Genomic DNA, 21,602 nt, shown 5'->3' with positions numbered 1-21,602 from the left:
CGCTGTGGCTGTTCGTGCCGGCGAACGTCCCGCTCATGCGTGGGGCTCCTCCTCCGTGCTCGCCAGGATCTCCGCGATGTGCACAGGACGCATGTCCGTCCTGAGCCGGGTCATGGTGCCGCCGATGTGCATGAGGCAGGAGTTGTCGGCGGCGCACAACACATCGGCACCCGTCGACTCGGCGTTGCGCACCTTGTCGGCACCCATCGCCGCCGAAACATCGGAGTTCTTGACGGCGAACGTGCCGCCGAAGCCACAGCATTCGTCCGCGCCGGGCAGCTCTTTCAGCTCAAGTCCCTTGACAGACCGGAGCAGTCGGCGCGGCCGGTCGTCGAGCCCGAGGCTCCGCAGCCCGTGACAGGTGGGGTGGTACGTGACGGTGTGCGGGTAGTACGCGCCCACGTCCGTCACCCCGAGCACGTCCACCAGGAACTCGGTGAGCTCGTACGTCTTCGGCACGACCGGCGCGAGCGTCGCCGCGAGGGTGTCCCCGCGGCCCTCGGCACGCGCCCGCTCGCCCATCCGCGGATACAGCTCCCGCACCATCGCGCCGCACGATCCCGACGGGGTCACGATCGCTTCGTACCCACCGAAGACATCGGAGAAATGCCGGGCCATCGGCTCGGCCTGGTGGCGGTAGCCGGTGTTGTAGTGCGCCTGCCCGCAGCACGTCTGCGCCATCGGGAAGTCGACGTCCACGCCCAGCCTGGTCAGCAGTTTCACCACGGCACGGCCGGTGTCCGGATAGAGCGTGTCGTTGACACAGGTCAGGAACAGAGCGACACGCATCGCGGCTCCTTGGGGTCGATCATCGGATGAGTGCACAGTACGCGGCGCTGGCTTGGCTGGGAATGAGGTTGCCCTCCGCGTGGGGTGCCGTTTCCGGGCCGCCGATTCCTGGAAGCGTCGTTCGGGGCCGCAGGTTGTTCGTGGCTGGGCGCGCAGTTCCCCGCGCCCCTTTGGGGCGCCTCTGCTGGGGCGAGATTTCTTGTCATCGGCGGCATCGGTGGCATCGGCGTCATCGGTCCGCGAGCCTGGCCTCGGCTGTTTGCCATGCCGCTGTGGAGTCCCGCGGTTCGTAGCGGGTCAACTGCTGCGTGCGGGCCAGTAGTTCGCGCATCGAGGTGCGGTCGCCGACCAGGCCGTGGGCTCGGGCCTGTACGAGTACGTTGCCCAGGGCCGCGGCCTCCGTCGGGCCCGCCACCACCGGGAGGCCGCAGGCGTCCGCAGTCAGTTGGCACAGCAGGGCGTTGCGCGTGCCGCCGCCGACGATGTGTACGACGTCGACGGGGTGGTCGGCCAGTTCCTGGGCCTGGGTGATCGCCCGGCGGTGGGCCAGGGCGAGCGAGTCGAGGATGCAGCGCGTGATCTCGGCGGGCGACTCGGGCACGGGCTGCCCCGACTCGCGGCACGCGTCCGCGATCCGGGCCGGCATCCGCCCCGGAGCCAGGAAGGCGGCGTCCCCCGCGTCCACGACGGACCGCAGCGCCGGTACCTCGGCGGCGGCCGACAGGAGGTCTCCCAGGTCGGGGTCCCCCCATTCCCGTACGCACTCCTGGAGCAGCCAGAGCCCCATGATGTTCCGGAGATAGCGGACCGTGCCGTCCAGGCCCAGTTCGTTGGTGAAGTTGGCCGCGCGGCTCGCCTCGGTGAGGACCGGCGCCTCCAGCTCCAGGCCCGCCAGCGACCAGGTGCCGGTGCAGATGTACGCGAAGCGCTCGCCGCCCACCGCCGGGACGGCGGCCACCGCGGAGGCGGTGTCGTGCGAGCCGACCGTCGTCACCGGCACCGGACCGGTCAGCCCGGTCTCGTCCAGCACACTCTGGCGGAGCAGCCCCGCCGGATCCCCGGGTTGCCGCAGCGGCGCGAACAGCGTCAGGTCGATGCCGAGGCGCTCCGCGAGGTCGTACGACCAGTCGCGGGTGCGCGGGTCGATCAGCTGGGTGGTGGAGGCGTTGGTCAGCTCGGTGCCCAGCACGCCCGTGAGCCAGTACGCCAGCAGGTCGGGAATGAGCAACAGACGGCTCGCATACGCCAGTTGGGACGACGAGCGGGCCGCCACCAGCTGGTACAGCGTGTTGAAGGGCGCGTACTGGAGCCCGGTCGCCGCGTACAGCTCGGCGGCGGGCACGGTGGCCCACACCTTTTCCGCGACGCCCTGGGTGCGGGTGTCGCGGTAGTGCACCGGGTTGCCGAGGAGGGCCCCGTCGGCGTCGAGCAGGCCGTGGTCCACGGCCCAGCTGTCGATGCCGACGGAGTCGACCTGCCCTGCCGCGCGCAGCCCGTCGAGGACGCCCGCGTACAGCGCGAGGATGTCCCAGCGCAGCCCTTCGGGCGTCCGCACCGGCCGGTTCGGGAAGCGGTGCGCCTCCGTCAGCTCCAGCGTGCCGGGGCCCACGCGGCCGACCATGACGCGCCCGCTGGACGCGCCGAGGTCGACCGCGGCGTACGACTTCACAGCCGCCTCCTGAGGTTCAATGTCGTTCCCTGAGTCACGTGCGTCACCGGATGCATCACCCGATGCGTCATCGGAGGAACGCGGCGGCGACACCGGCGTCGACCGGGACGTGCAGACCGGTGGTGTGCGTGAGGTCGCCGCCCGTCAGGGCGAAGACGGCGTTCGCCACGTGCTCGGGCAGCACCTCGCGCTTGAGGATGGTCCGCTGGGCGTAGAACTCGCCGAGCTTCTCCTCCTCGATGCCGTACGTGGCCGCGCGCTGAGCGCCCCAGCCGCCCGCGAAGATCCCGGAGCCGCGCACGACCCCGTCGGGGTTGATGCCGTTGACCCGGATCCCGTGTTCACCCAACTCGGCGGCCAGCAGCCGCACTTGATGGGCCTGGTCGGCCTTGGTGGCCGAGTACGCGATGTTGTTCGGACCTGCGAAGACGGCGTTCTTGGACGCGATGTAGATGACATCCCCGCCGAGCCCCTGAGCGATCATCACCCGGGCCGCCTCGCGCGAGACGAGGAAGGAGCCGCGGGCCATGATGCCGTGCTGGAGGTCCCAGTCCTTCGCCGTGGTCTCCAGGAGCGGCTTGGAGATGGAGATGCCGGCGTTGTTCACGACCAGGTCGACGCCGCCGAAGGCGAGCACCGCCGCCTTGAAAGCCTCGGCGATCTGCTCCTCGGAGGTCACGTCGACGGTGACGGCGACGGCCTTGTCGGGCCCGCCCAGCGCGGTGGCGACGTCGGCGGCGTTCTCCGCGTTCAGGTCCGCGATCACGACACAGGCACCCTCGGCGACCAGCCGCTCGGCGATCGCCTTGCCGATACCGCTGCCCGCACCGGTCACCAGCGCCACCCGCGTGGCGAGCGGCTTGGGCTTCGGCATCCGCTGGAGCTTGGCCTCCTCAAGGGCCCAGTACTCGATGCGGAACTTCTCCGACTCCTCGATCGGCGCGTACGTGGAGACGGCCTCGGCCCCGCGCATCACATTGATCGCGTTGACGTAGAACTCGCCGGCCACGCGCGCGGTCTGCTTGTCCTTGCCGAAACTGAACATGCCGACCCCGGGGATGAGGACGATCGCCGGGTCGGCGCCGCGCATCGCGGGGGAGTCCGGCAGGGCATGCCGCTGGTAGTAGGCGGCGTACTCCTCGCGGTACTCGGCGTGCAGCTCCTTCAGCCGCGCGATCGCCTCGTCCAGATCGACGGTCGGCGGCAGATCGAGGACGAGCGGCCTGACCTTCGTACGGAGGAAGTGGTCCGGGCAGGACGTGCCGAGCGCGGCGAGCCGCGGGTGCTCGGCGCTCGCGAGGAAGTCGAGCACGACCTCGGAGTCGGTGAAATGGCCGACCTGCGGACGGTCCTGCGAGGCCAGCGACCGGATCACGGGTGCGAGGGCGGCGGCCCGCTCCCGCCGCTCGACGCCGCCGAGAGCCGCGTACCCCTCGACGACCAGCCCGAAGGGCTCGTCCTTCCCGCGCTCGGCGAGGAACGTCTCGGCGGTACGGATGATGTGCAGCGAGTTCCGCTCGCACTCCTCGGCCGTGTCGCCCCAGGCGGTGATGCCGTGCCCGCCGAGGATGCACCCGATGGCCTGCGGATTCGCTTCCTTCACGGCGGCTATGTCGAGACCGAGCTGGAACCCGGGCCGCCGCCACGGCACCCACACCACGCTGTCCCCGAAACACTCGGCGGTGAGCTTCTCCCCGTCGACGGCACAGGCGAGCGCGATCCCGGAGTCGGGATGCAGATGGTCCACATGGGCCGCGTCCACCAGTCCGTGCATGGCCGTGTCGATCGAGGGGGCCGCCCCGCCCTTCCCGTGCAGGCAGTAGTCGAACGCGGCCACCATCTCGTCCTCGCGCTCGACCCCCGGGTAGACGTCCTTGAGCGCCAGCAGCCGGTCGATCCGCAGCACCGCGAGCCCGGATTCGGTGAGGGTCCCCAGGTCGCCCCCCGACCCCTTGACCCACATCAACTCGACGTCCCCACCGGTCACGGGATCGGTGTCGGTGCCCTTCGCGGACGTGTTCCCGCCCGCATAGTTCGTGTTCCGCGGATCAGAGCCAAGCCGATTCGACCGACCCAGCAGAGCAACGGCTTCGGGATGGGGTGCCATGTTCCTAGTCCTTAGAAGAGTGCGTACACATATTGATGGGAAGTGCGGGCGCCCGTTCAGACTCGGGGCCGGGGAAGCGCCCCGTCTTTCAGGGGCGCGGGGAACTGCGCGACCAGCGACATACGACCCGCAGCCTGCAACGAACCGCACCAGGCAGACGGAACCCAGGGATCACGCCCCCCACCCCGCCTGCTGCCCACCAACCCGCTCGGCAGCGATCTTCTCCGCCCACCCGGAGCGGCGATACGCCGCGATCGGGTCCGCGTCCAACCCCAGCTCCTCACGAACCTCACCCACCAACGGCCGCACATCCGTGTTGTACGCGTCCATGACGACAGCGTTCGCACCGAGCACGTCACCGGCCCGCTGAGCGACGACCAGAGCCTCACGGTCGACGAGCAGGGCCTTGGCCGTCGCCTCCTGCACGTTCATCACGGAACGAATGATCGCCGGGATCTTCGCCTCGATGTTGTGGCACTGGTCGAGCATGAACGCCACATCCGGACTGAACCCGCCCCCGCGAATCACCTCGTACATGATCCGGAACAGCTGGAAGGGATCGGCGGCCCCGACCATCAGGTCGTCATCGGCGTAGAACCGCGAGTTGAAGTCGAACGCCCCGAGCTTCCCCTCGCGCAGCAGCGTCGCGACGATGAACTCGATATTGGTCCCGGGAGCGTGGTGCCCGGTGTCGACGACGACCTGCGCCTTGGGCCCGAGCTTCAGACAGTGGGCGTAGGCGGTGCCCCAGTCCGGCACGTCCGTCGTATAGAAGGCGGGCTCGAAGAACTTGTACTCCAGCAGCATCCGCTGGTCGTCGCCGAGCCGCTCGTACACCCGGGCGAGCCCCTCGGCGAGCCGGTCCTGGCGCTCGCGGATGTCGTCCTGGCCGGGATAGTTCGTGCCGTCCGCGAACCACAGCTTCAGGTCCTTCGAACCCGTGGCGTCCATGATGTCGACGCACTCCAGCAGGTGGTCGAGCGCCTTGCGGCGGACCGCCGCGTCCGGGTGGCAGATGCTGCCCAGCTTGTAGTCGTCGTCCTGGAAGGTGTTGGAGTTGATCGCGCCGAGTTTCAGGCCGCGCTCCTCGGCGTGCTTCGCGAGCGCGGCGTAGTCCTCGACCCTGTCCCACGGAATGTGCAGCGCCACGGTCGGCGCTGCGCCCGTGAACTCGTGCACCTTCGCGGCGTCGTCCAGCTTTTCGAAAGGATCGCGCGGGACTCCTGGCTGCGCGAACACCTTGAAGCGGGTTCCCGAGTTCCCGTACGCCCATGACGGCGTCTCTACTGCCTGGGTCTTGAGGGCGGCCTTCACCGCGGCAAGCTCGGTCACTTCAGGGCTCCTGTGACTTCGGTTGTGGCTTCGGGTCCGAAGGGCTTCAGCGCGGCTTCCGCACGACGTGCAGCGTGAGGTCCAGTCTGAAACGATTCAGAAGGCTGAAGCTATGAGCAGCCCGAAAGGCTGTCAACCCCTCCGACGAATACGTCTCTCCGTGACTCGGTTGTGACCTTTGGCTATCGAAAATTTCGGCCTGTACCCATTGACGTGACCTGGGCTACATGCCTAACGTCCCGGCAACCTAGTTGAAACCTTTCACGACGTCGTGAGGCCGCATCGCCCGCGTCGTTGAGGAGCCCTCATGACCCACCGGTCCGACGCGGGTCCGGCCCCCGTGCTGGCACTGAAGGACATCTCGAAGTCCTTCGGCGCCGTACGCGCCCTGCGGGACGTGTCCCTCGAACTCTTCCCCGGAGAAGTGCACGCACTCGCCGGAGAGAACGGCGCGGGCAAGTCGACCCTCATCAAGACGCTCGCCGGCGTGCACCGACCGGACGCCGGTCAGGTGCTCCTGGACGGCGAGCCCACCGTCTTCCACGGTCCCGCCGACGCCCGGGACGCGGGAATCGCGGTGATCTACCAGGAGCCCACGCTCTTCCCCGACCTGTCGATCGCCGAGAACATCTTCATGGGCCGCCAGCCGCGGCGCGCGCTCGGCCGGATCGACCACAGGGCCACGCACGCGTCGACCCTGGCCCTGATGAAGCGCCTCGGCGTCGAGCTCGACCCCGACCGTCCGGCCCGCGGCCTGTCCATCGCCGACCAGCAGATCGTCGAGATAGCCAAGGCGCTCTCCTTCGACGCCCGCGTCCTGATCATGGACGAGCCGACCGCCGCCCTCACCGGCAGCGAGGTGGCCCGTCTGTTCGGTGTCGTGCGCACGCTTCGCGAGCAGGGCTCGGCCGTGCTGTTCATCTCGCACCGCCTGGAGGAGATCTTCCAGATCTGCCAGCAGGTCACGACCCTGCGCGACGGCGCCCTGATCTCCAGCGAGCCGATCGACGGCATGACCGAGGACGACCTCGTACGCCGCATGGTCGGCCGCGACCTCGACGAGCTGTACCCCAAGCAGGACGTCCGGGCCGGCGAAGTCGCCCTGAGCGTACGGCGGCTGACCCGGGAGGGCGTCTTCACCGATGTCTCCTTCGACGTCCGCCGCGGCGAGATCGTCGGCCTCGCCGGACTCGTCGGCGCCGGGCGTACGGAGGTCGCCCGGGCCGTCTTCGGCGTCGACCGCTGGGACGCCGGAGAGGTCGAGATCGACGGCAGGAAGCTGACGAACGGGGCGCCCTCCACGGCCATGGCCGCCGGGCTCGCCCTCGTCCCCGAGGACCGTCGCGCCCAGGGCCTGGTGATGGACATGTCCATCGAGCGCAACATCGGCCTCACCGGCCTGCGTACGACCGTCAGGGCAGGCCTGATGGACCCGCGCGCCGAGCGCAGCCGCTCCCTCGACTGGGCCGTCAAGCTCCAGGTCAAGTACGCGCGGATCGCCGACACCGTCAACACCCTGTCGGGCGGCAACCAGCAGAAGGTCGTGCTCGCCAAGTGGCTCGCCACCGGCCCGAAGGTGCTGATCGTCGACGAGCCGACCCGTGGGATCGACGTCGGTACGAAGGCCGAAGTGCACCGGCTGCTCAGCCAGTTGGCCGCCGACGGGGTCGCCGTCCTGATGATCTCCTCCGACCTGCCCGAGATTCTCGGCATGGCCGACCGGGTCCTCGTGATGCACGAGGGCCGGCTCACCGCCGAGATCCCACGCACCGACGCCACCGAGGAAACCGTGATGGCCGCAGCCACCGGGAGGGCAGCCGCGTGACGGTCACCGCTCCTAATCCCGCCCCCGCCGCCGAAGTGCCCAAGTCCAGCGGCACCCGGCTGGTGGACCGCGTCTTCAAGATGCGTGAACTCGCCATCCTGGTCGTCTTCCTGGTGATGATCGTCATCACCCAGATCGGCAACAGCGACTTCCTGTCCGAGCAGGGCATCAAGGACCTCCTGCTGAACGCGACCATCCTCGTACTGGTCGCCACGGGACAGTCGCTGGTCGTCATCACCCGCAACGTCGACCTGTCGGTCGGCTCGACGCTCGGCATCAGCGCCTTCGCCGCGGGCACCTACCTCCAGGGAGGCGGCAACTCCGTCGTCGCCGTGGCCCTCGCGGTCCTGCTCGGCATCGGCTGCGGACTGGTCAACGGACTGCTCGTCAGCCTCGGTCAGGTACCGGCGCTGGTCGTCACCCTCGGCACGCTCTACATCATCCGCGGCATCGACTCCATCTGGGTCGGCTCACGGCAGATCACCGCCGCGGGCCTGCCCGACGGATTCATCGACTTCGGCTCCGGCGGCCTCTCCGCCGTGCCGTGGCTCGCGATGATCGCACTGGCGGTGCTGATCGCGACGGCGTACTACCTCAAACACTTCGGCAGCGGCCGCGAGTTGTACGCGCTCGGCTCCAACCCGGAGGCCGCCCGCCTCGCCGGCATCCCCGTACGCAAGCGGATCCTCGCCGCCTACACCTTCTGCGGAGCCCTCGCGGGACTCGCGGGCGCGCTGTACCTCGCCCGCTTCGGCAACGTCGACTCCGGCACCGGCAACGGCTACGAACTCACCGTTGTCAGCGCGGTGGTGGTCGGCGGCGTCGTCTTCACCGGCGGCTCCGGCAGCGTCTACGGGGCGGCCCTCGGCGCTCTGCTCCTGACCTCCATCAACAGCGTGCTGCCCGCCCTCGGTGTCAGCTCGGTCTGGGTGCTCGCCATCAACGGCATCCTGCTCATCCTCGCCATCGCGGTCGACCGGATCGTCGCCCTGCGCGTGGCGACCGCCCTGAAGAAGAGGAACGCCCGCCATGGCTGACTCCGCTCTCGCGCGCGCCGTCCGCTGGGACACGGTCGTCGGCGCCCTCCTCATCGTCGTCCTGCTGCTGTCCTTCGGAACCGTGGACGGCTTCGGCAACGCCCTCAACCTGTCGTTCCTGCTGGGCAACACGCTGCCCATCGCGCTGATCGCCCTGCCGATGACCCTGCTCGTGGTGTCCGGCGAGATCGACCTCTCGGTCGCCTCCACGGCCGGTCTGTCCGGCGCGGTGATGGGCGCCCTGTGGAACCAGGGCATGACCATCGAGACGATCATTCCGGTCTGTCTGCTCCTCGGCGTGGTGTGCGGGCTGATCAACGGTCTGCTGGTGACACGGCTCGGACTGCCGTCCCTCGCCGTCACCATCGGTACCCTCGCCGCCTACCGGGGCATCGCGCAGATCGTCCTCGGCTCGGACGCGGTGACCGACTTCCCCACCCAGTACCTGGACTTCGCGTCCGGACGCATCGGCGACACCTTCGTCCCGTACGCCTTCCTGCCCTTCCTCGTGCTGCTCGCGATCGCGGTGGTCGCGCTGCACGCGACGCCGTTCGGACGCTCGCTGTTCGCGATCGGTGCCAATGAGGAGGCCGCGCGGTTCGCAGGCATCCGCGTCAAGCGGCAGAAGCTGATCCTGTTCACGCTGACCGGTCTGATGGCCTCGCTGACCGGCATCTTCTGGGCGCTGCACTACGCCAGCGCCCGCTACGACAACGCCACCGGGCTCGAACTGTCCGTCGTGGCGGCCGTGTTGCTCGGCGGCATCGACTTCGACGGCGGCAAGGGCACGTTGGGGGGCGCGATCGCCGGGGTGTTTCTGCTCGGGGCGTTGCAGAACGTGATGAGTCTGCAGGACGTCTCGGCGCAGTCGCAGATCGTCGTCACCGGTGTGCTGTTGGTGCTGTCCGTGCTCGGGCCGCGGGTGGCTCGGCAGATCTCCATCGCGAGGGCGCAGAGGCTGACGTTGTAGCGCCGTTCCAAAGCTGCGGGCCGCATGTGGCTGGTCGCGCAGTTCCCCGCGCCCCTGAAGGGGTGCACCGTACTCATCCCAGTAAAGGATCCAGCCATGCGCAAGTCATCCCTCCGCCGGGCCTGTGCCGCCCTGGCCGCCGTCACCTCACTCGCCCTGGCGGCGACCGCCTGCGGTGGCGGTACCTCCAAGGACGACGTCAAGGAAGAGGGCGCGTCGAACGCCGCGGCCGGCAAGGCCGACCCGAACGCGGCCACCAAGAAGGGGCTGACCGTCGGCTTCCTGCCCAAGGCGGTCAACAACCCGTACTTCACCACCGCCGACAAGGGCGGCGAGAAGGCCCTCACCGAGCTGGGCTCGAAGTACAAGGAGGTCGGCACCAGCAGCGCCACGGACACCTCGGGCCAGGTGAGCTACGTCAACACGCTCACCCAGCAGCAGGTCGACGCGATGGCCGTCTCCGCGCAGGACCCGGGCGCGCTGTGCACCGCGCTCAAGCAGGCCATGAAGAACGGCGTCAAGGTCGTCACGTACGACTCCGACACCAAGGCCGACTGCCGCAACGCCTTCGTCTCGCAGGCCAGCGCCGAGGCCCTCGGCCGTACCGAGGTCCAGCTCCTCGCCGAGCAGATCGGCTACAAGGGCGAGATCGCGATCCTGTCCGCCGCGCAGACCGCGACGAACCAGAACACCTGGATCGACTTCATGAAGGACGAGCTCAAGGACCCCAAGTACAAGGACATGAAGCTGGTCAAGGTCGCGTACGGCAACGACGACGCCCAGCAGTCCTTCCAGCAGACGCAGGGCCTGCTCCAGGAGAACCCGAAGCTGGCCGGGATCATCTCCCCGACCACCGTCGGTATCAAGGCGGCCGCCCAGTACCTGTCGGGCTCGAAGTACAAGGGCAAGGTCAAGCTCACCGGCCTCGGCACCCCGAACGACATGCGCAAGTACGTGAAGAACGGCACCGTCGAGGCCTTCGAACTGTGGGACCCGGCGAAGCTCGGCGAGCTGGCCGCGCGTACCGCCGTCGCGCTGTCGTCCGGTCAGATCACGGGCAAGGAGGGCGAGACCTTCAAGGCCGGTGCCATGGGCACCTTCACCATCGGCAAGGACGGTGTGATCGACCTCGGCAAGCCGACCGTCTTCGACAAGAAGAACATCGACCAGTACGACTTCTGATCCCCCTCACCCGGGAGTTGCCCTTCATGCAGCGCGTCTGTTTCCTGCTCAAGGTCCGCGAGGACCGGCTCGACGAGTACCGCGAGAGACATGCCGCCGTGTGGCCCGAGATGCTCGAAGCGCTCTCGGCCACCGGCTGGCACAACTACTCGCTCTTCCTTCGCGAGGACGGCCTGCTGGTCGGCTACTTGGAGACCGAGGACTTCGCAGCCGCGCAGGCAGGCATGGAGGCCGCCGAGGTCAACGCCCGTTGGCAGGCCGAGATGGCGCCGTTCTTCGAATCGCTGGACGGCGCCAGGCCCGACGAGGCCATGAAACCCCTCACCGAGGTGTTCCACCTCGCCTGACCCGCAGTGCTCCTCCCCGCTCGCCCCTCCCCCCTGCTCTTCCCCTCGCTCGTTCTCCTCGTCCCCGCAGCCCAGGAGCCCCGACATGAAGAGACGCACCCTGCTGGCGACCGCCCTGCTCGGCAGCGTGGCGGCCCCCGGCATCGCCGGCACCGCCCGGGCCGCCGACCCCGGTCCCTCGGTCACCCGGACCGGCACCACCACGCTCGACGGCCAGGCCATCTTCTTCGTCTCCTACGACGGCCTCGTCAACAACAACTCGTTCCAGAAGAACGGCCTGCTGACCTACAAGGGCTACCAGTACGCCGTCTGGTACACCGCCGACCGCAACGCCGTCGTCGGCCGCCGTGTCCTCGGCGGGAGCACCTGGTCCACCGTCAAGGTCGGCCACACCCTGCGGTACAACGACTCCCACAACGTCATCTCGATGGGCGTCTCCAAGGTCGACGGCCGCCTCCACCTCAACATGGACTCCCACAGCGACGGCTTCACCTACGTGAAGTCGGTGGCCGGGCTGATGGACAACCCCGCCGGGCTGAGCTGGTCCGCGAGCCGCTTCGGAGCGCCGCAGTCCACCCTCGACGGGCTCGCGCTCACCTCGCAGTTCACGTACCCGCAGTTCATCTCCACGCCCGACGGAAAGCTCCAGCTCAGCTACCGGGTCGCGGTCTCCGGCAACGGCCGCAACGCCCTCGCCGAGTACAACGGCACCTCCTGGACCAGTCTCGGGGAGTGGACCAGTTCCACCGGCACGTACACCAGCGAGCACGGCTCCAGCACCGTCCGGAACATGTACCTGCACGGCATCGACTACGACAGGAACGGCCGGCTGCACTCCTTCTTCACCTGGCGCGAGCAGAACGCCGCCGTGATGTGCAACGGCGGCGGCATCACCAACCACGACACCGGCTACGTCTACTCGGACGACCGCGGCCGCACCTGGCGCAACAACGCGGGCACGGTGGTCGGCACCACGGGCGGCTCCGACAAGGTCGCCGTCACCGACAGCGGGCTGGTGATCGACGCGATCAACCCGGACCACTCCCTGATGAACCAGGAGAGCCAGTTCACCGACTCGGCGGGCCGTCCGCACGCGATCATCAGCTACGTACCGGGCCGCTTCGGTCAGTGCACCACCAACTACGTCGCCGACCGGACGGCCAACGGCCGCGCCTTCCACGTCCGCAAGACGTCCACAGGCACCTGGCGCAAGACCGAGATCCCGGTCCCTCTGAACTCCAGCCAGCGCACCAAACTGGTCCTGGACAAGTACGACAACGCGTACGCGATCCTGCCCTTCGGACGGATCGTCGCAGCGTCGGCCGCCTCCGGGCACACGGACTGGACGACACTGTTCGACGGCAGCGGCCTCAACGCCTTCGGTGAGGTCGTGGTCGACGAGACCCGGATCGCCCAGGACGGCGTGCTGTCGATCCTCTACCAGGTGAAGTCCAGCGGTACGACGCCCTCGGCGCTCCATGTCGTGGACTTCAAGCTGCCCGCATGACGGAGTCCGTTCCACGTGGGCACGCGGGTAATGTGACTGCGTGCCCACCACTCCCCGTTCCCCGGAGGTAACCGCCTGATGGCCCAGTCGGTGGGTATCAAGGACGTCGCACGAGTCGCCGGAGTCTCCGTCGGCACGGTCTCGAACGTCATCAACCGCCCGGACACCGTCGCCTCCGAGACCCGCGCCCGCGTGCTCTCCGCCATCGACCGGCTCGGCTACGTCCGCAGCGAGTCGGCCCGGCAGCTGCGCGCCGGACGCAGCCGGATCATGGGCCTGCTCGTCCTCGACATGGGCAACCCCTTCTTCGTGGACGTGGCACGAGGCGCCGAGCGCGCCGCCCGTGAGGCCGGGCTCGGCGTGATGGTCTGCAACAGCGCGCAGAGCCCCGGCGAGGAGGCCGACTACCTGTCGCTCTTCGCCGAGCAGCGCGTCCGGGGCGTCCTGCTGACCCCCGCCGACGCGACCGGGCGCAACATAGAGGCGTTCCGCCGCCACGGCATCCCCTTCGTGCTCGTCGACCGCGTGGCCGAGGGCACCACCGAGTGCTCGGTGTCGGTCGACGACGTGGCGGGCGGCGCCCTGGCCGTACGGCATCTGATCGACGCGGGCCACCGCTCCATCGCGTACGTGAGCGGGCCGCCCGGACTGAACCAGGTCAGGGACCGCCGGACGGGCGCCCTGAACGCACTGGGCGAGGCGGGGCTCGGCCCGGAGTGCCTGCGCGAGCTGCCCACCGAGCGGCTCGACGTGGCCGCGGGCCGCGACGCCGGCGCCCGCCTCCTCGGCCTCGGCGACCGCCCGACCGCCGTGTTCTGCGCCAACGACCTACTCGCCCTCGGCGTCCTGCAAGCCATGTTCGCGGCCGGGGTGAGCGTCCCGGACGACCTCGCGATCGTCGGCTACGACGACATCGAGTTCGCGGCCGCCGCGGCCGTCCCGCTGACCTCCGTACGGCAGCCCGCCGTGACGATGGGCGCGCTCGCCGCCTCGCTCCTCCTGGAGGAGACCGAGGCCGAGACCGCACCCACCCCGCACGAGCACCAGCGCGTGGTGCTCCAGCCGGAGCTGGTGGTGCGGCGCTCCAGCCTCCCGCCGCGCTGAGCGGTCGTTCAGTATGTAGGCGGTTCCCGGCCTGATCGGCCGGTCAGTACGATTTTCTTGATCCCCGGGCTCGGCTCACCGGAGAACTTGTGCTGAACTGGTTCGCGGTCAGGAATCCGTCCGTCTCGGGAGCCCCTTTTGAGTGTCAGCTACCGTCAGCCCGGTGTCGTCCTCAGTGACCGCCGCTTCACCGTGCCCCTCGATCACGACAAACCCTCCGGGGAGACGATCGAGCTGTACGCGCGTGAAGTGGTCGGCAGCGACAAGGCGGACAAGGACCTGCCCTGGCTGGTGTATCTCCAGGGTGGCCCGGGCTTCGGGGCGAATCGTTTCGTCGGTAGGCAGGCCTGGCTCGGCCGCGCCCTGGAGGACTACCGCGTCCTGCTGCTCGACCAGCGCGGCACCGGCAGCTCCACGCCCGCCAACCGGCAGACCCTCCCGCTGCGCGGCGGCCCCCGTGAACAGGCCGACTACCTCGCACTGTTCCGCGCCGACTCCATCGTCCGCGACTGCGAGGCGATCCGCCCGGCCGTCACCGGCGGCGCCCCCTGGGCCGTCCTCGGCCAGAGCTTCGGCGGTTTCTGCACGGTCCACTACCTCTCCACCGCGCCCGAGGGCCTCAGTGCCGCCCTGATCACCGGCGGCCTGCCCACCCTCGACGGCCACGCCGACGACGTCTACCGGGCCGCCTACCCGCGCATCGAGCGCAAGGTCGCCGCCCATTACGCCCGTTACCCCCAGGACGTCGAGCGCGCCCGGCGCATCGCCGAGCACCTGCTGCGGCACGAACCCGTGCTGAACGGCGGCTACCGCCTCACCGTCGAGGCCTTCCAGTCCCTCGGCATCCTCCTCGGCGGCGGCGAGGGCAGCCACCGCCTGCACTACCTCCTGGAGAACGCCTTCGTCCGCACGGCCCAGGGCCCGGCACTCTCCGACGCCTTCCAGGAGGACGTCCAGTCCCTCCTCTCGTACGCGGGCCACCCGCTGTACGCGCTGGTCCACGAGGCCTGCTACGCCCAGGGCGACCGCCCCACCGCCTGGTCCGCAGAGCGGGTCCGTGCAGACTTCCCGCAGTTCGACGCCGCCAAGACCCTCGCGGGCGACGGCCCGGTCCTCTTCACCGGCGAATCCGTCCACCCCTGGACCTTCGACTGCGACCCGGCCCTGCGCCCCCTCCGCGAAACGGCCGACCTCCTCGCCGAACGCACCGACTGGCCCACGCTGTACGACCCCGACCGCCTCGCCGCCAACGAGGTCCCCGTCGCCGCGGCCGTCTACCACGACGACATGTACGTCGACACCGGCCACGCCCTGAGCACGGCCCGCACGATCCGCGGCCTGCGCACGTACGTGACGGACGAGTTCGAGCACGACGGGGTACGGGCGGGCGGCCCACGGGTACTGGACCGCCTGATCGCACTCACACGCGACGAGGCCTGATGTCAGGGCGCTTCCCTTGTGAATGGGTGGCGGCCCTTTGTGAGACGGGCACGGGCACGCGCTTTCAGGGGCGCGGGGAACTGCGCGCCCAGCCACATGCGGCCCGCAGAATTCAGATGACAATGCCGACGAAACGCCTATTCTGCGACCATGACCGTCTCGACGAACGACCAACTCAAGCCCATGCCCGAGGACTGGAAGCGCGCGCTTGCCGTGGTCGCGCACCCGGACGACCTGGAGTACGGCTGCTCCGCGGCGATCGCGTCGTGGACGGACGGCGGTCGCGAGGTCACCTACGTCCTCGCAACGCGGGGCGAGGCGGGGATCGACACCCTGGAGCCGGAGAATTGCGGCCCGCTGCGCGAACAGGAGCAGCGGGCCAGCGCGGCGGTCGTGGGCGTCACCGAGGTGGAGTTCCTCGACCACAAGGACGGCGTCGTCGAATACGGCACCGCCCTCAGGCGGGACATCGCCGCGGCGATCCGCCGGCACCGCCCCGAGCTGGTGATCACCCTCAACCACCGAGACACCTGGGGCGGGGTCGCCTGGAACACGCCCGACCATGTCGCCGTGGGCCGGGCCACCCTGGACGCGGCCGGGGACGCGGGCAACCGCTGGATCTTCCCGGAGGTGGGCGTGGAGCCCTGGAACGGGGTGCGCTGGGTCGCGGTGGCGGGCTCCAACGCCCCCACGCACGCCGTGGACGCGACCCCGGGCATGGAGCGCGCGGTGCTCTCCCTCCTCGAACACCGCACCTACATCGAGGTGTTGACGGACGAGGACCCCGAGACGTACGTGCGCTCGTTCCTCACCGGCTACGCGCAGACCACCGGCGAACGCTTCGGCGGGAAGCCCGCGGTCGCCTTCGAGCTCTTCAGCCGCTGAGGTCCCTTGCCGGCTCAGGCGGCCACCGGCTCGCGCATCGTGCGCAGCGGGCTCACGACGCGTCCGTCCGGCAGGAGTTCGCCGGTGTCGTCGAAGACGATGGTGCCGTTGCACAGCAGGTTCCAGCCCTGTTCCGGGTGGGCGGACACGATGACCGCGTCGTGGTGGTCGGGGCTGTCGGCGGTGGGGCACGTGGGCCAGTGGGTGCACATGACGTCTCTCCGGGGTCTGTGAAGGGGCTCTTTCCTCCGTGGTAGCGGAGTTTGTTTTCAGCTGTATTAGAGACACCTCCGGCGCCGAAAACTCATCGGTGAGTTCGTCGCCAGCAAGGGAGTTGGATGTCCGGGAGGTCCAACGGCGTCTCGCACACCGGTGATCGGTACGGGCGCGCGCTGCGTAGGGTGGGGGACATGCAAGACGAAACCGGCACCGCGGTACCTGCCCCCACCGAACTGAAGGCGGACTGCGCCCAGTGCTTCGGGCTGTGCTGTGTGGCGCTGCCCTTCTCCGCCTCGGCGGACTTCGCGATCGACAAGGCCGCCGGAAGCCCCTGCCGGAACCTCCGGACGGACAACCGCTGCGGCATCCACACGGAGTTGCGGCAGCGCGGCTTCAACGGCTGCACGGTCTACGACTGCTTCGGCGCGGGCCAGAAGGTCTCGCAGGTCACCTTCCAAGGCGCGGACTGGCGCTCGGGCTCCGGGGAGCGGGCCCGGCTCATGTTCGACGTGTTCCCGGTCGTACGACAGCTCCACGAGCTTCTCCGGTACCTCACCGAGGCGTTGGAACTGTCCGCGGCCCGCCCGATCCACCCCGAACTGCGCCGTGAGTGCGACAGGACCGAGGCGCTCACCCGCCGGGCCCCGGAAGAGCTCGCCGTGCTGGACGTGTCGTCGGTCCGCCAGGACGTCAACGTCCTGTTGCTGCGCGCCAGTGAGCTGGCACGTGCCGGTCTCGGCCGGGGCAGGAAGAAGGAGCGCCGGGGCGCCGACCTCATGGGCGCCCGGCTCAAGGGCGCCGACCTGAGGGGCGCCAATCTCCGCGGCGCCTTCCTCATCGCCGCCGACCTGACGGGCGCCGATCTGCGGAGCGCGGACCTGATCGGCGCCGACCTGCGCGACACGGATCTCACGGACGCCGACCTGACCGGCGCGCTCTTCCTCACCCAGCCGCAGGTCAACGCCGCGAAGGGCAGCCCCGGCACCAGGCTTCCGGCGTCAGTCACCCGCCCCGGTCACTGGACACCGTGAGGCCGAGGACGTCTCCGACACCGCCGGGACCTCCGGCCGCGCGGGAGCCGCGGAGGAGCGGCGGTCGAGGTGCAGCGTCAGCCCCTCCGGCATCAGCGTGAGCCGCTCGGCCACCCGCAGCCGGTACGCCGGATCCGGCCGCAGCTCGTAGCGGCGCAGCAGCAGCCCCAGCACCAGCGTCGCCTCGTGCAGCGCGAACTGCCGCCCGATGCACGCCCGCGCACCGGTGCCGAACGGCTTGAACGTGTGCGCGGGCCGGGCCCGTACGGCACCCGGCTCGAAGCGGTCGGGATCGAACCCCTCCGCGTCCGCGCCCCACACCTCGGGGTCGCGGTGCAGCAGCGGGATCAGGACCAGGGCCCACGCGCCCCGGCGCATCGGATGGACACCGCCGAGAACCGTGTCCTCCTTGGCCTCGCGGGCGTACGCCGGCGCCGTCGGCCACAGGCGCAGCGACTCGTCGAGCACCCGCCGTACGTACCGGAGCCTGGCGACCTGCTCGTAGGCGGGCAGGGGTGTGTCGCCCCACACGCGGTCGACCTCCGCGCGGGCGCGGGCGGCGATGTCGGGGTGCTGCGCGAGGTAGTGCAGGGCGAAGGAGAGCGCGCCGGACGTCGTCTCGTGGCCCGCGATCAGGAAGGTGATGACCTGGCGGCGGATGTTCTCCGGCGTGAGGCGTTCGCCTGTCTCCGGATGGGCCGTGTCCAGCATCCGGTCCAGCAGGTCGCCTTCCCCGGCGGGCCCGTTGATGCGGGCCTCGACCACGTCGTCGACCGTGCGGTTGAGGTACGCCACGTCGGCGTCGTTGCGGCGGGTGGCGGAGCGCATCAGCACCGGGGCCAGCGGTACGGGCACGACGTTGAGCCGCTGCGCGTACGTCAGGGCGCCCACCATGGCCGTGACGAAGGGGTGCGGCCTGGTGCGCTCGAACGAGCCGAAGTCGTGGCCGAAGCCGGTGCGGGCGATCGTCTCCAGCGTCAGCTTGGTCATGTCGCCGGGCACGTCGACGGCCCGGCCCGCCGCCTGATCGCCGTCCCAGCGGTCCGTCAGCCGGCCTGTCACCTCCAGCATCATCGCGTGGTAGCTCTCCATCGCCTCGCGGCTGAAGCCGGGTGCCAGCACGTCGTGCGCCAACTGCCAGTTGGGCTCGTGGTTGTACGCGGTGAACAGGCCGTCCCCGGCGACCGGCCGCAGGTTGGCGACCCCCAGCCCCACGTGCTTGGCGAACCGCGATTCGTCCGCCAGCTCGCCCGAGAGCTTCGCGCCCCACACGAAGACGATCTCCTTGCCGAACCCCTTGCGCCGGAAGATCGGCCCGAGCTGCCGTCCCACGCGAAGCGAATCCTGCAACGGGGTGCGGAGGTTGACGCCGACGACGTCACCGGCCAACGGCACGCGGTGCGGCGGACGCGGGATGCGGTGCAGCTCGGGCCAGCCCAGCTCGGCACTGCGGAACCCCTTCGGCAGCGTGCCCCTCGTCGTCCCCGCCATCACGCCATCTCCCTTGTGCCGACTACCGGTTGGGCTTGTTGTACACGGATTCAACAGCGACCGTCAGTGTGATCCCGCTGTTGAACCGACGTCAAGTAAGGTGCGGACATGGCCGCCAACGAGGGGGAGCGCACACGCCGTCGGCTCAGCACCGAGGAGCGCCGTGAGCAGTTGCTCTCCGTCGGGGCGCGGCTGTTCTCGGAGAGCCCGTACGAGGACGTCTGGATCGAGCAGGTCGCCGAACTCGCGGGCGTCTCACGGGGTTTGCTGTACCACTACTTCCCGACCAAGCGGGACTTCTTCGCGGCCGTGGTGGAGCGCGAGAGCAGGCGGATGTTGCGGGTCACCGCCGCCGTGCCCGGTGTGCCGGTCCGTGAGCAGATCGACGCCGGACTCGACACCTTCCTGGAGTACGTCCAGGAGCACGCCCACGGCTTCCGCGCCTTCCATCGTGCCGAGGCGGCGGGGGATCAGGCGGTGCGCAGGGTGTACCGCGAGACGCTCGCCGCGCAGCAGCGGCAGATCCTGGAGGCGCTCGCGGCGGACCCGGAGACCGCCTGGACCGAGGAGGACCTGCCGGCGCTGCGGATCGCCGTGCGGGGCTGGCTCGCCTTCATGGCGGCGGCCTGTCTGGAGTGGCTCAAGGAGCCCGGACTGTCCCGGGATCAGGTGCGCGACCTGTGCGCACGGGCGCTGTTGGGTGCCATCACTCCGTGAATTCCCCGTCACCAAGGTGTGACGACCGGTGCCGCGTGGTTGGCGTACACCCCGATCTTCGATAGGTTAGGCAAGGCTTACCTAAGGGAGGTTTGGGATGGGTGACCGTCACAGCTGGACGGCCGCGCCGGCCACGGCACAGCGTGCCCGCTCGGTGCTCGCCGCGGCATGGTCCTGCGCGGTGACCGCGGAAGGCGGTCGGGAGGAGTTCATCGGCGTGCACACCGTCGCCGAGGACGGCCGGGTACTGCTGCACCTGCCGGACGACAGTACGCTCGCCGCGGCCGCGATCTGTGCGCCGCGCGGAGAGCCGTCCGCCGTCCTCGAGTTCGCCGATGTGGCGCCCGTCCCCGTACGGAACCGGATCCGCGCCAGGCTCTGGATGGCCGGCTGGTTCGCGCCCGAGGAAGGGCACTTGGCGTTCCACACCACGCGCGCCGTGCTCCGCGAGCCCGGCGGGGCGGTCGTCGTCGACCTCGATGAGTTCGCCGTCGCCGAACCCGACCCTCTGGCCCTCGCGGAGGCGCAGCTGCTGACGCACCTCGCCGACGCCCACCCGGACGCGGTCGAGCGGCTGACCCGCCTCGTCGAACCGGACAGCCTGCACGGCGCCGTGCGCGTACAGCCGCTCGCCGTCGACCGGCACGGACTGACGCTGCGCATCGAGCGTGCGCGCGGCCACGGCGACGTACGGCTGCCCTTCCACCGGCCTGCCGACGACGTCGGGCAGCTCACCGAGCGCATGCACGTCCTGCTCACACAGGCGAGCAGCGCGAGCTGCCCGCGCGCGCTGCAGCGGCAGCGCACGGAGGGCGACGGGTGAGGTGACGGAGGGCGACGGGTGAGGTGAACACTCCGGCCGCGGGCCGGAGCCGGCTTCACCACTCGCCGTCCACGACGGGCTTGCCCGGCGCGTCTCCCAGCGGCTTGACCTGCTGGGGCGACGGCGGTTGCCACGGCGTGTGGTCGTCGCCGAGCCAGTCGCCGACCGGCTTGACCTCGCCGAGCGTGTCCGTGGGATCGAGGTCCGCGGCGTCCTGGTCGTAGTAGTCGAACCAGGGCAGTCCGGCCCGGGTGTAGGCCGCGCGGTCGACGGGCGACGGCGGGGGAGCCTCACCCGTGATGCGGCGCCACTCGGGCGGCGTCACGAGGTGGACGAAGACACGGCCGGCCGCCGTGGTCGACCAGTCCGACAACGGACGGTCGTCCTTGTAGACCTCCTGGCGCATCGAACCGCCGACACCGAGACCCATCGCCGCCGCGGCACGCGGCGCGGCGGCAGGCGCCGGCGCCGGAGCACCCCACTGGGGCGCGGAACCGGGCGCCATGGGCATCGCACCGCCGTAGCCACCCGCCGCGGCGCTCCTGCGGCGGCTCTCCGCCGCCTCCGCCAGCCGGCGCTGCTCCTCACGCCAGGCGTGCAGCGCGGTGTCGTTCAGCGGGAACGACTGCAGTTGTACGCCGCCCCACACCTCCTCGCCGGTGACCTGGCCCTCGACCGTGGCACCGAGACCCAGCGGGACCGCCACGAACTGACGGACCGTGCCTTTCCCGGAGTTGATCCCGTCGAGCCACGGCTGACGGGGCAGGACCACGTAGTTCTGCGGCTTCCGTGCCGGCCGGGGGCTCCAGGGCTTGCCGGAGACCGCGCACACCTTGCCGACGCCCACCTGGAGAGCGGCCGGTTCGGACGTTCCGCCGAAGCTCAGCCACATCGCCTCGCGCAGATACACCGGCAGCATCACCCCGCCGCGCGCCAGCCACTCGGCGGGCACCGTCTCCGGGTAGTCCTCCACGCGCCGCAGCGGGAACTCGCCGAGCCCCGGGGGCAGGGGATGCGTGCCCGTCTCGGGCAGACGCAGGGTGCGGATGAACCGGACCTGCACACCGCCCGCCAGTCGCAGTGAGTTCCCGTCGATCCGCACGGTGCCGTCGGCCATCCGTAACTCC

19 protein-coding genes are annotated in these 21,602 nt (G+C 70.0%); 12 read left to right on the top strand and 7 right to left on the bottom strand.

Annotated features, from left to right (window positions below):
- Nucleotides 1–33: 33 nt before the first annotated feature.
- The 4 genes from ACIBEI_RS01875 to rhaI all read right to left on the bottom strand — a co-directional run bounded on the left by ACIBEI_RS01875 (nt 34) and on the right by rhaI (nt 5,897).
- Nucleotides 34–789 (bottom strand): (Fe-S)-binding protein, encoded by a 756-nt coding sequence (locus ACIBEI_RS01875; protein WP_398884036.1) that lies wholly within the window; start codon nt 787–789, stop codon nt 34–36.
- Nucleotides 790–1,018: 229 nt separating this feature from the next.
- Nucleotides 1,019–2,458 (bottom strand): rhamnulokinase family protein, encoded by a 1,440-nt coding sequence (locus ACIBEI_RS01870; protein ID WP_398884035.1) that lies wholly within the window; start codon nt 2,456–2,458, stop codon nt 1,019–1,021.
- Between the two features lie 67 nt (nt 2,459–2,525).
- Nucleotides 2,526–4,565 (bottom strand): bifunctional aldolase/short-chain dehydrogenase, encoded by a 2,040-nt coding sequence (locus ACIBEI_RS01865; protein ID WP_398884033.1) that lies wholly within the window; start codon nt 4,563–4,565, stop codon nt 2,526–2,528.
- Between the two features lie 171 nt (nt 4,566–4,736).
- Complete coding sequence (gene rhaI, locus ACIBEI_RS01860) at nt 4,737–5,897, bottom strand: L-rhamnose isomerase (RefSeq protein WP_398884031.1); 1,161 nt, start codon at nt 5,895–5,897, stop codon at nt 4,737–4,739.
- A gap of 307 nt (nt 5,898–6,204) precedes the next feature.
- Between rhaI and ACIBEI_RS01855 the strand changes: the two genes are divergently transcribed.
- The 9 genes from ACIBEI_RS01855 (at nt 6,205) to ACIBEI_RS01815 (ending at nt 16,194) form a co-directional block, all read left to right on the top strand.
- Complete coding sequence (locus tag ACIBEI_RS01855) at nt 6,205–7,722, top strand: sugar ABC transporter ATP-binding protein (protein ID WP_398884030.1); 1,518 nt, start codon at nt 6,205–6,207, stop codon at nt 7,720–7,722.
- The gene (locus tag ACIBEI_RS01850) at nt 7,719–8,759 is read left to right on the top strand and encodes an ABC transporter permease (protein WP_266491551.1); all 1,041 of its coding nucleotides are present in this window, start codon (nt 7,719–7,721) and stop codon (nt 8,757–8,759) included. The genes ACIBEI_RS01855 and ACIBEI_RS01850 overlap by 4 nt, the downstream gene beginning before the upstream one ends.
- Complete coding sequence (locus tag ACIBEI_RS01845; protein WP_398884027.1) at nt 8,752–9,729, top strand: ABC transporter permease; 978 nt, start codon at nt 8,752–8,754, stop codon at nt 9,727–9,729. The genes ACIBEI_RS01850 and ACIBEI_RS01845 overlap by 8 nt, the downstream gene beginning before the upstream one ends.
- Nucleotides 9,730–9,825: 96 nt before the next feature.
- Complete coding sequence (rhaS, locus tag ACIBEI_RS01840) at nt 9,826–10,911, top strand: rhamnose ABC transporter substrate-binding protein (protein WP_398884025.1); 1,086 nt, start codon at nt 9,826–9,828, stop codon at nt 10,909–10,911.
- Nucleotides 10,912–10,937: 26 nt separating this feature from the next.
- On the top strand, nt 10,938–11,258 hold the full coding sequence (locus ACIBEI_RS01835; protein ID WP_189844217.1) for an L-rhamnose mutarotase: 321 nt from the start codon (nt 10,938–10,940) through the stop codon (nt 11,256–11,258).
- An 85-nt stretch (nt 11,259–11,343) separates the two neighbouring features.
- Complete coding sequence (locus ACIBEI_RS01830; protein WP_398884023.1) at nt 11,344–12,765, top strand: BNR repeat-containing protein; 1,422 nt, start codon at nt 11,344–11,346, stop codon at nt 12,763–12,765.
- Between the two features lie 78 nt (nt 12,766–12,843).
- A complete protein-coding gene (locus tag ACIBEI_RS01825; protein ID WP_398884021.1) occupies nt 12,844–13,869 on the top strand; it encodes a LacI family DNA-binding transcriptional regulator in 1,026 nt (341 codons plus the stop codon).
- A 138-nt stretch (nt 13,870–14,007) separates the two neighbouring features.
- Nucleotides 14,008–15,309, top strand: coding sequence for an alpha/beta fold hydrolase (locus ACIBEI_RS01820; RefSeq protein ID WP_398884019.1), 1,302 nt, complete (start codon nt 14,008–14,010; stop codon nt 15,307–15,309).
- 150 nt (nt 15,310–15,459) lie between these two features.
- Nucleotides 15,460–16,194, top strand: a complete 735-nt coding sequence (locus tag ACIBEI_RS01815; protein WP_398884018.1) for a PIG-L deacetylase family protein — start codon at nt 15,460–15,462, stop codon at nt 16,192–16,194.
- Nucleotides 16,195–16,208: 14 nt separating this feature from the next.
- Here ACIBEI_RS01815 and ACIBEI_RS01810 read toward each other — a convergent pair whose 3' ends face one another.
- On the bottom strand, nt 16,209–16,406 hold the full coding sequence (locus ACIBEI_RS01810; protein WP_398884016.1) for a DUF5999 family protein: 198 nt from the start codon (nt 16,404–16,406) through the stop codon (nt 16,209–16,211).
- Nucleotides 16,407–16,604: 198 nt separating this feature from the next.
- Here ACIBEI_RS01810 and ACIBEI_RS01805 point away from each other — a divergent pair, with 198 nt between their 5' ends.
- Entirely contained in the window at nt 16,605–17,444 is an 840-nt protein-coding gene (locus ACIBEI_RS01805) for a pentapeptide repeat-containing protein (RefSeq protein ID WP_398884014.1), read from the top strand.
- On the opposite strand, the gene ACIBEI_RS01800 is transcribed toward ACIBEI_RS01805, so the two are convergent.
- Nucleotides 17,412–18,935 carry a cytochrome P450 gene (locus ACIBEI_RS01800; RefSeq protein WP_398884012.1) on the bottom strand — a complete coding sequence of 508 codons (1,524 nt, stop codon included), beginning with the start codon at nt 18,933–18,935 and terminating at the stop codon, nt 17,412–17,414. The genes ACIBEI_RS01805 and ACIBEI_RS01800 overlap by 33 nt on opposite strands.
- Before the next feature lie 108 nt (nt 18,936–19,043).
- On the opposite strand from ACIBEI_RS01800, the gene ACIBEI_RS01795 reads away from it, so the two are divergent.
- Nucleotides 19,044–19,652, top strand: coding sequence for a TetR/AcrR family transcriptional regulator (locus ACIBEI_RS01795; RefSeq protein WP_398884010.1), 609 nt, complete (start codon nt 19,044–19,046; stop codon nt 19,650–19,652).
- Between the two features lie 97 nt (nt 19,653–19,749).
- A complete protein-coding gene (locus ACIBEI_RS01790) occupies nt 19,750–20,475 on the top strand; it encodes a DUF2470 domain-containing protein (RefSeq protein ID WP_398884008.1) in 726 nt (241 codons plus the stop codon).
- 55 nt (nt 20,476–20,530) lie between these two features.
- Here ACIBEI_RS01790 and ACIBEI_RS01785 read toward each other — a convergent pair whose 3' ends face one another.
- Complete coding sequence (locus ACIBEI_RS01785) at nt 20,531–21,592, bottom strand: hypothetical protein (protein WP_398884006.1); 1,062 nt, start codon at nt 21,590–21,592, stop codon at nt 20,531–20,533.
- Nucleotides 21,593–21,602: the final 10 nt, after the last annotated feature.

Source organism: Streptomyces sp. NPDC050988 (assembly GCF_044456225.1).
Classification (GTDB): Bacteria; Actinomycetota; Actinomycetes; order Streptomycetales; family Streptomycetaceae; genus Streptomyces.
Note: the sequence above shows the minus strand (reverse complement) of the source record. Positions and strands in the feature narration are given on the sequence as shown.

Excerpts from the sequence above, each read along its gene's own strand:
- ACIBEI_RS01855 (WP_398884030.1), top strand. The coding sequence starts at position 6,205 with ATGACCCACCGGTCCGACGCGGGTCCGGCCCCCGTGCTGGCACTGAAG.
- ACIBEI_RS01875 (WP_398884036.1), bottom strand. The coding sequence starts at position 789 with ATGCGTGTCGCTCTGTTCCTGACCTGTGTCAACGACACGCTCTATCCG.
- ACIBEI_RS01785 (WP_398884006.1), bottom strand. The coding sequence starts at position 21,592 with ATGGCCGACGGCACCGTGCGGATCGACGGGAACTCACTGCGACTGGCG.
- ACIBEI_RS01805 (WP_398884014.1), top strand. The coding sequence starts at position 16,605 with ATGCAAGACGAAACCGGCACCGCGGTACCTGCCCCCACCGAACTGAAG.
- ACIBEI_RS01795 (WP_398884010.1), top strand. The coding sequence starts at position 19,044 with ATGGCCGCCAACGAGGGGGAGCGCACACGCCGTCGGCTCAGCACCGAG.
- ACIBEI_RS01825 (WP_398884021.1), top strand. The coding sequence starts at position 12,844 with ATGGCCCAGTCGGTGGGTATCAAGGACGTCGCACGAGTCGCCGGAGTC.
- ACIBEI_RS01845 (WP_398884027.1), top strand. The coding sequence starts at position 8,752 with ATGGCTGACTCCGCTCTCGCGCGCGCCGTCCGCTGGGACACGGTCGTC.
- ACIBEI_RS01835 (WP_189844217.1), top strand. The coding sequence starts at position 10,938 with ATGCAGCGCGTCTGTTTCCTGCTCAAGGTCCGCGAGGACCGGCTCGAC.
- ACIBEI_RS01800 (WP_398884012.1), bottom strand. The coding sequence starts at position 18,935 with ATGGCGGGGACGACGAGGGGCACGCTGCCGAAGGGGTTCCGCAGTGCC.
- ACIBEI_RS01790 (WP_398884008.1), top strand. The coding sequence starts at position 19,750 with ATGGGTGACCGTCACAGCTGGACGGCCGCGCCGGCCACGGCACAGCGT.
- ACIBEI_RS01865 (WP_398884033.1), bottom strand. The coding sequence starts at position 4,565 with ATGGCACCCCATCCCGAAGCCGTTGCTCTGCTGGGTCGGTCGAATCGG.
- ACIBEI_RS01830 (WP_398884023.1), top strand. The coding sequence starts at position 11,344 with ATGAAGAGACGCACCCTGCTGGCGACCGCCCTGCTCGGCAGCGTGGCG.
- ACIBEI_RS01815 (WP_398884018.1), top strand. The coding sequence starts at position 15,460 with ATGACCGTCTCGACGAACGACCAACTCAAGCCCATGCCCGAGGACTGG.
- rhaS (WP_398884025.1), top strand. The coding sequence starts at position 9,826 with ATGCGCAAGTCATCCCTCCGCCGGGCCTGTGCCGCCCTGGCCGCCGTC.
- ACIBEI_RS01810 (WP_398884016.1), bottom strand. The coding sequence starts at position 16,406 with ATGTGCACCCACTGGCCCACGTGCCCCACCGCCGACAGCCCCGACCAC.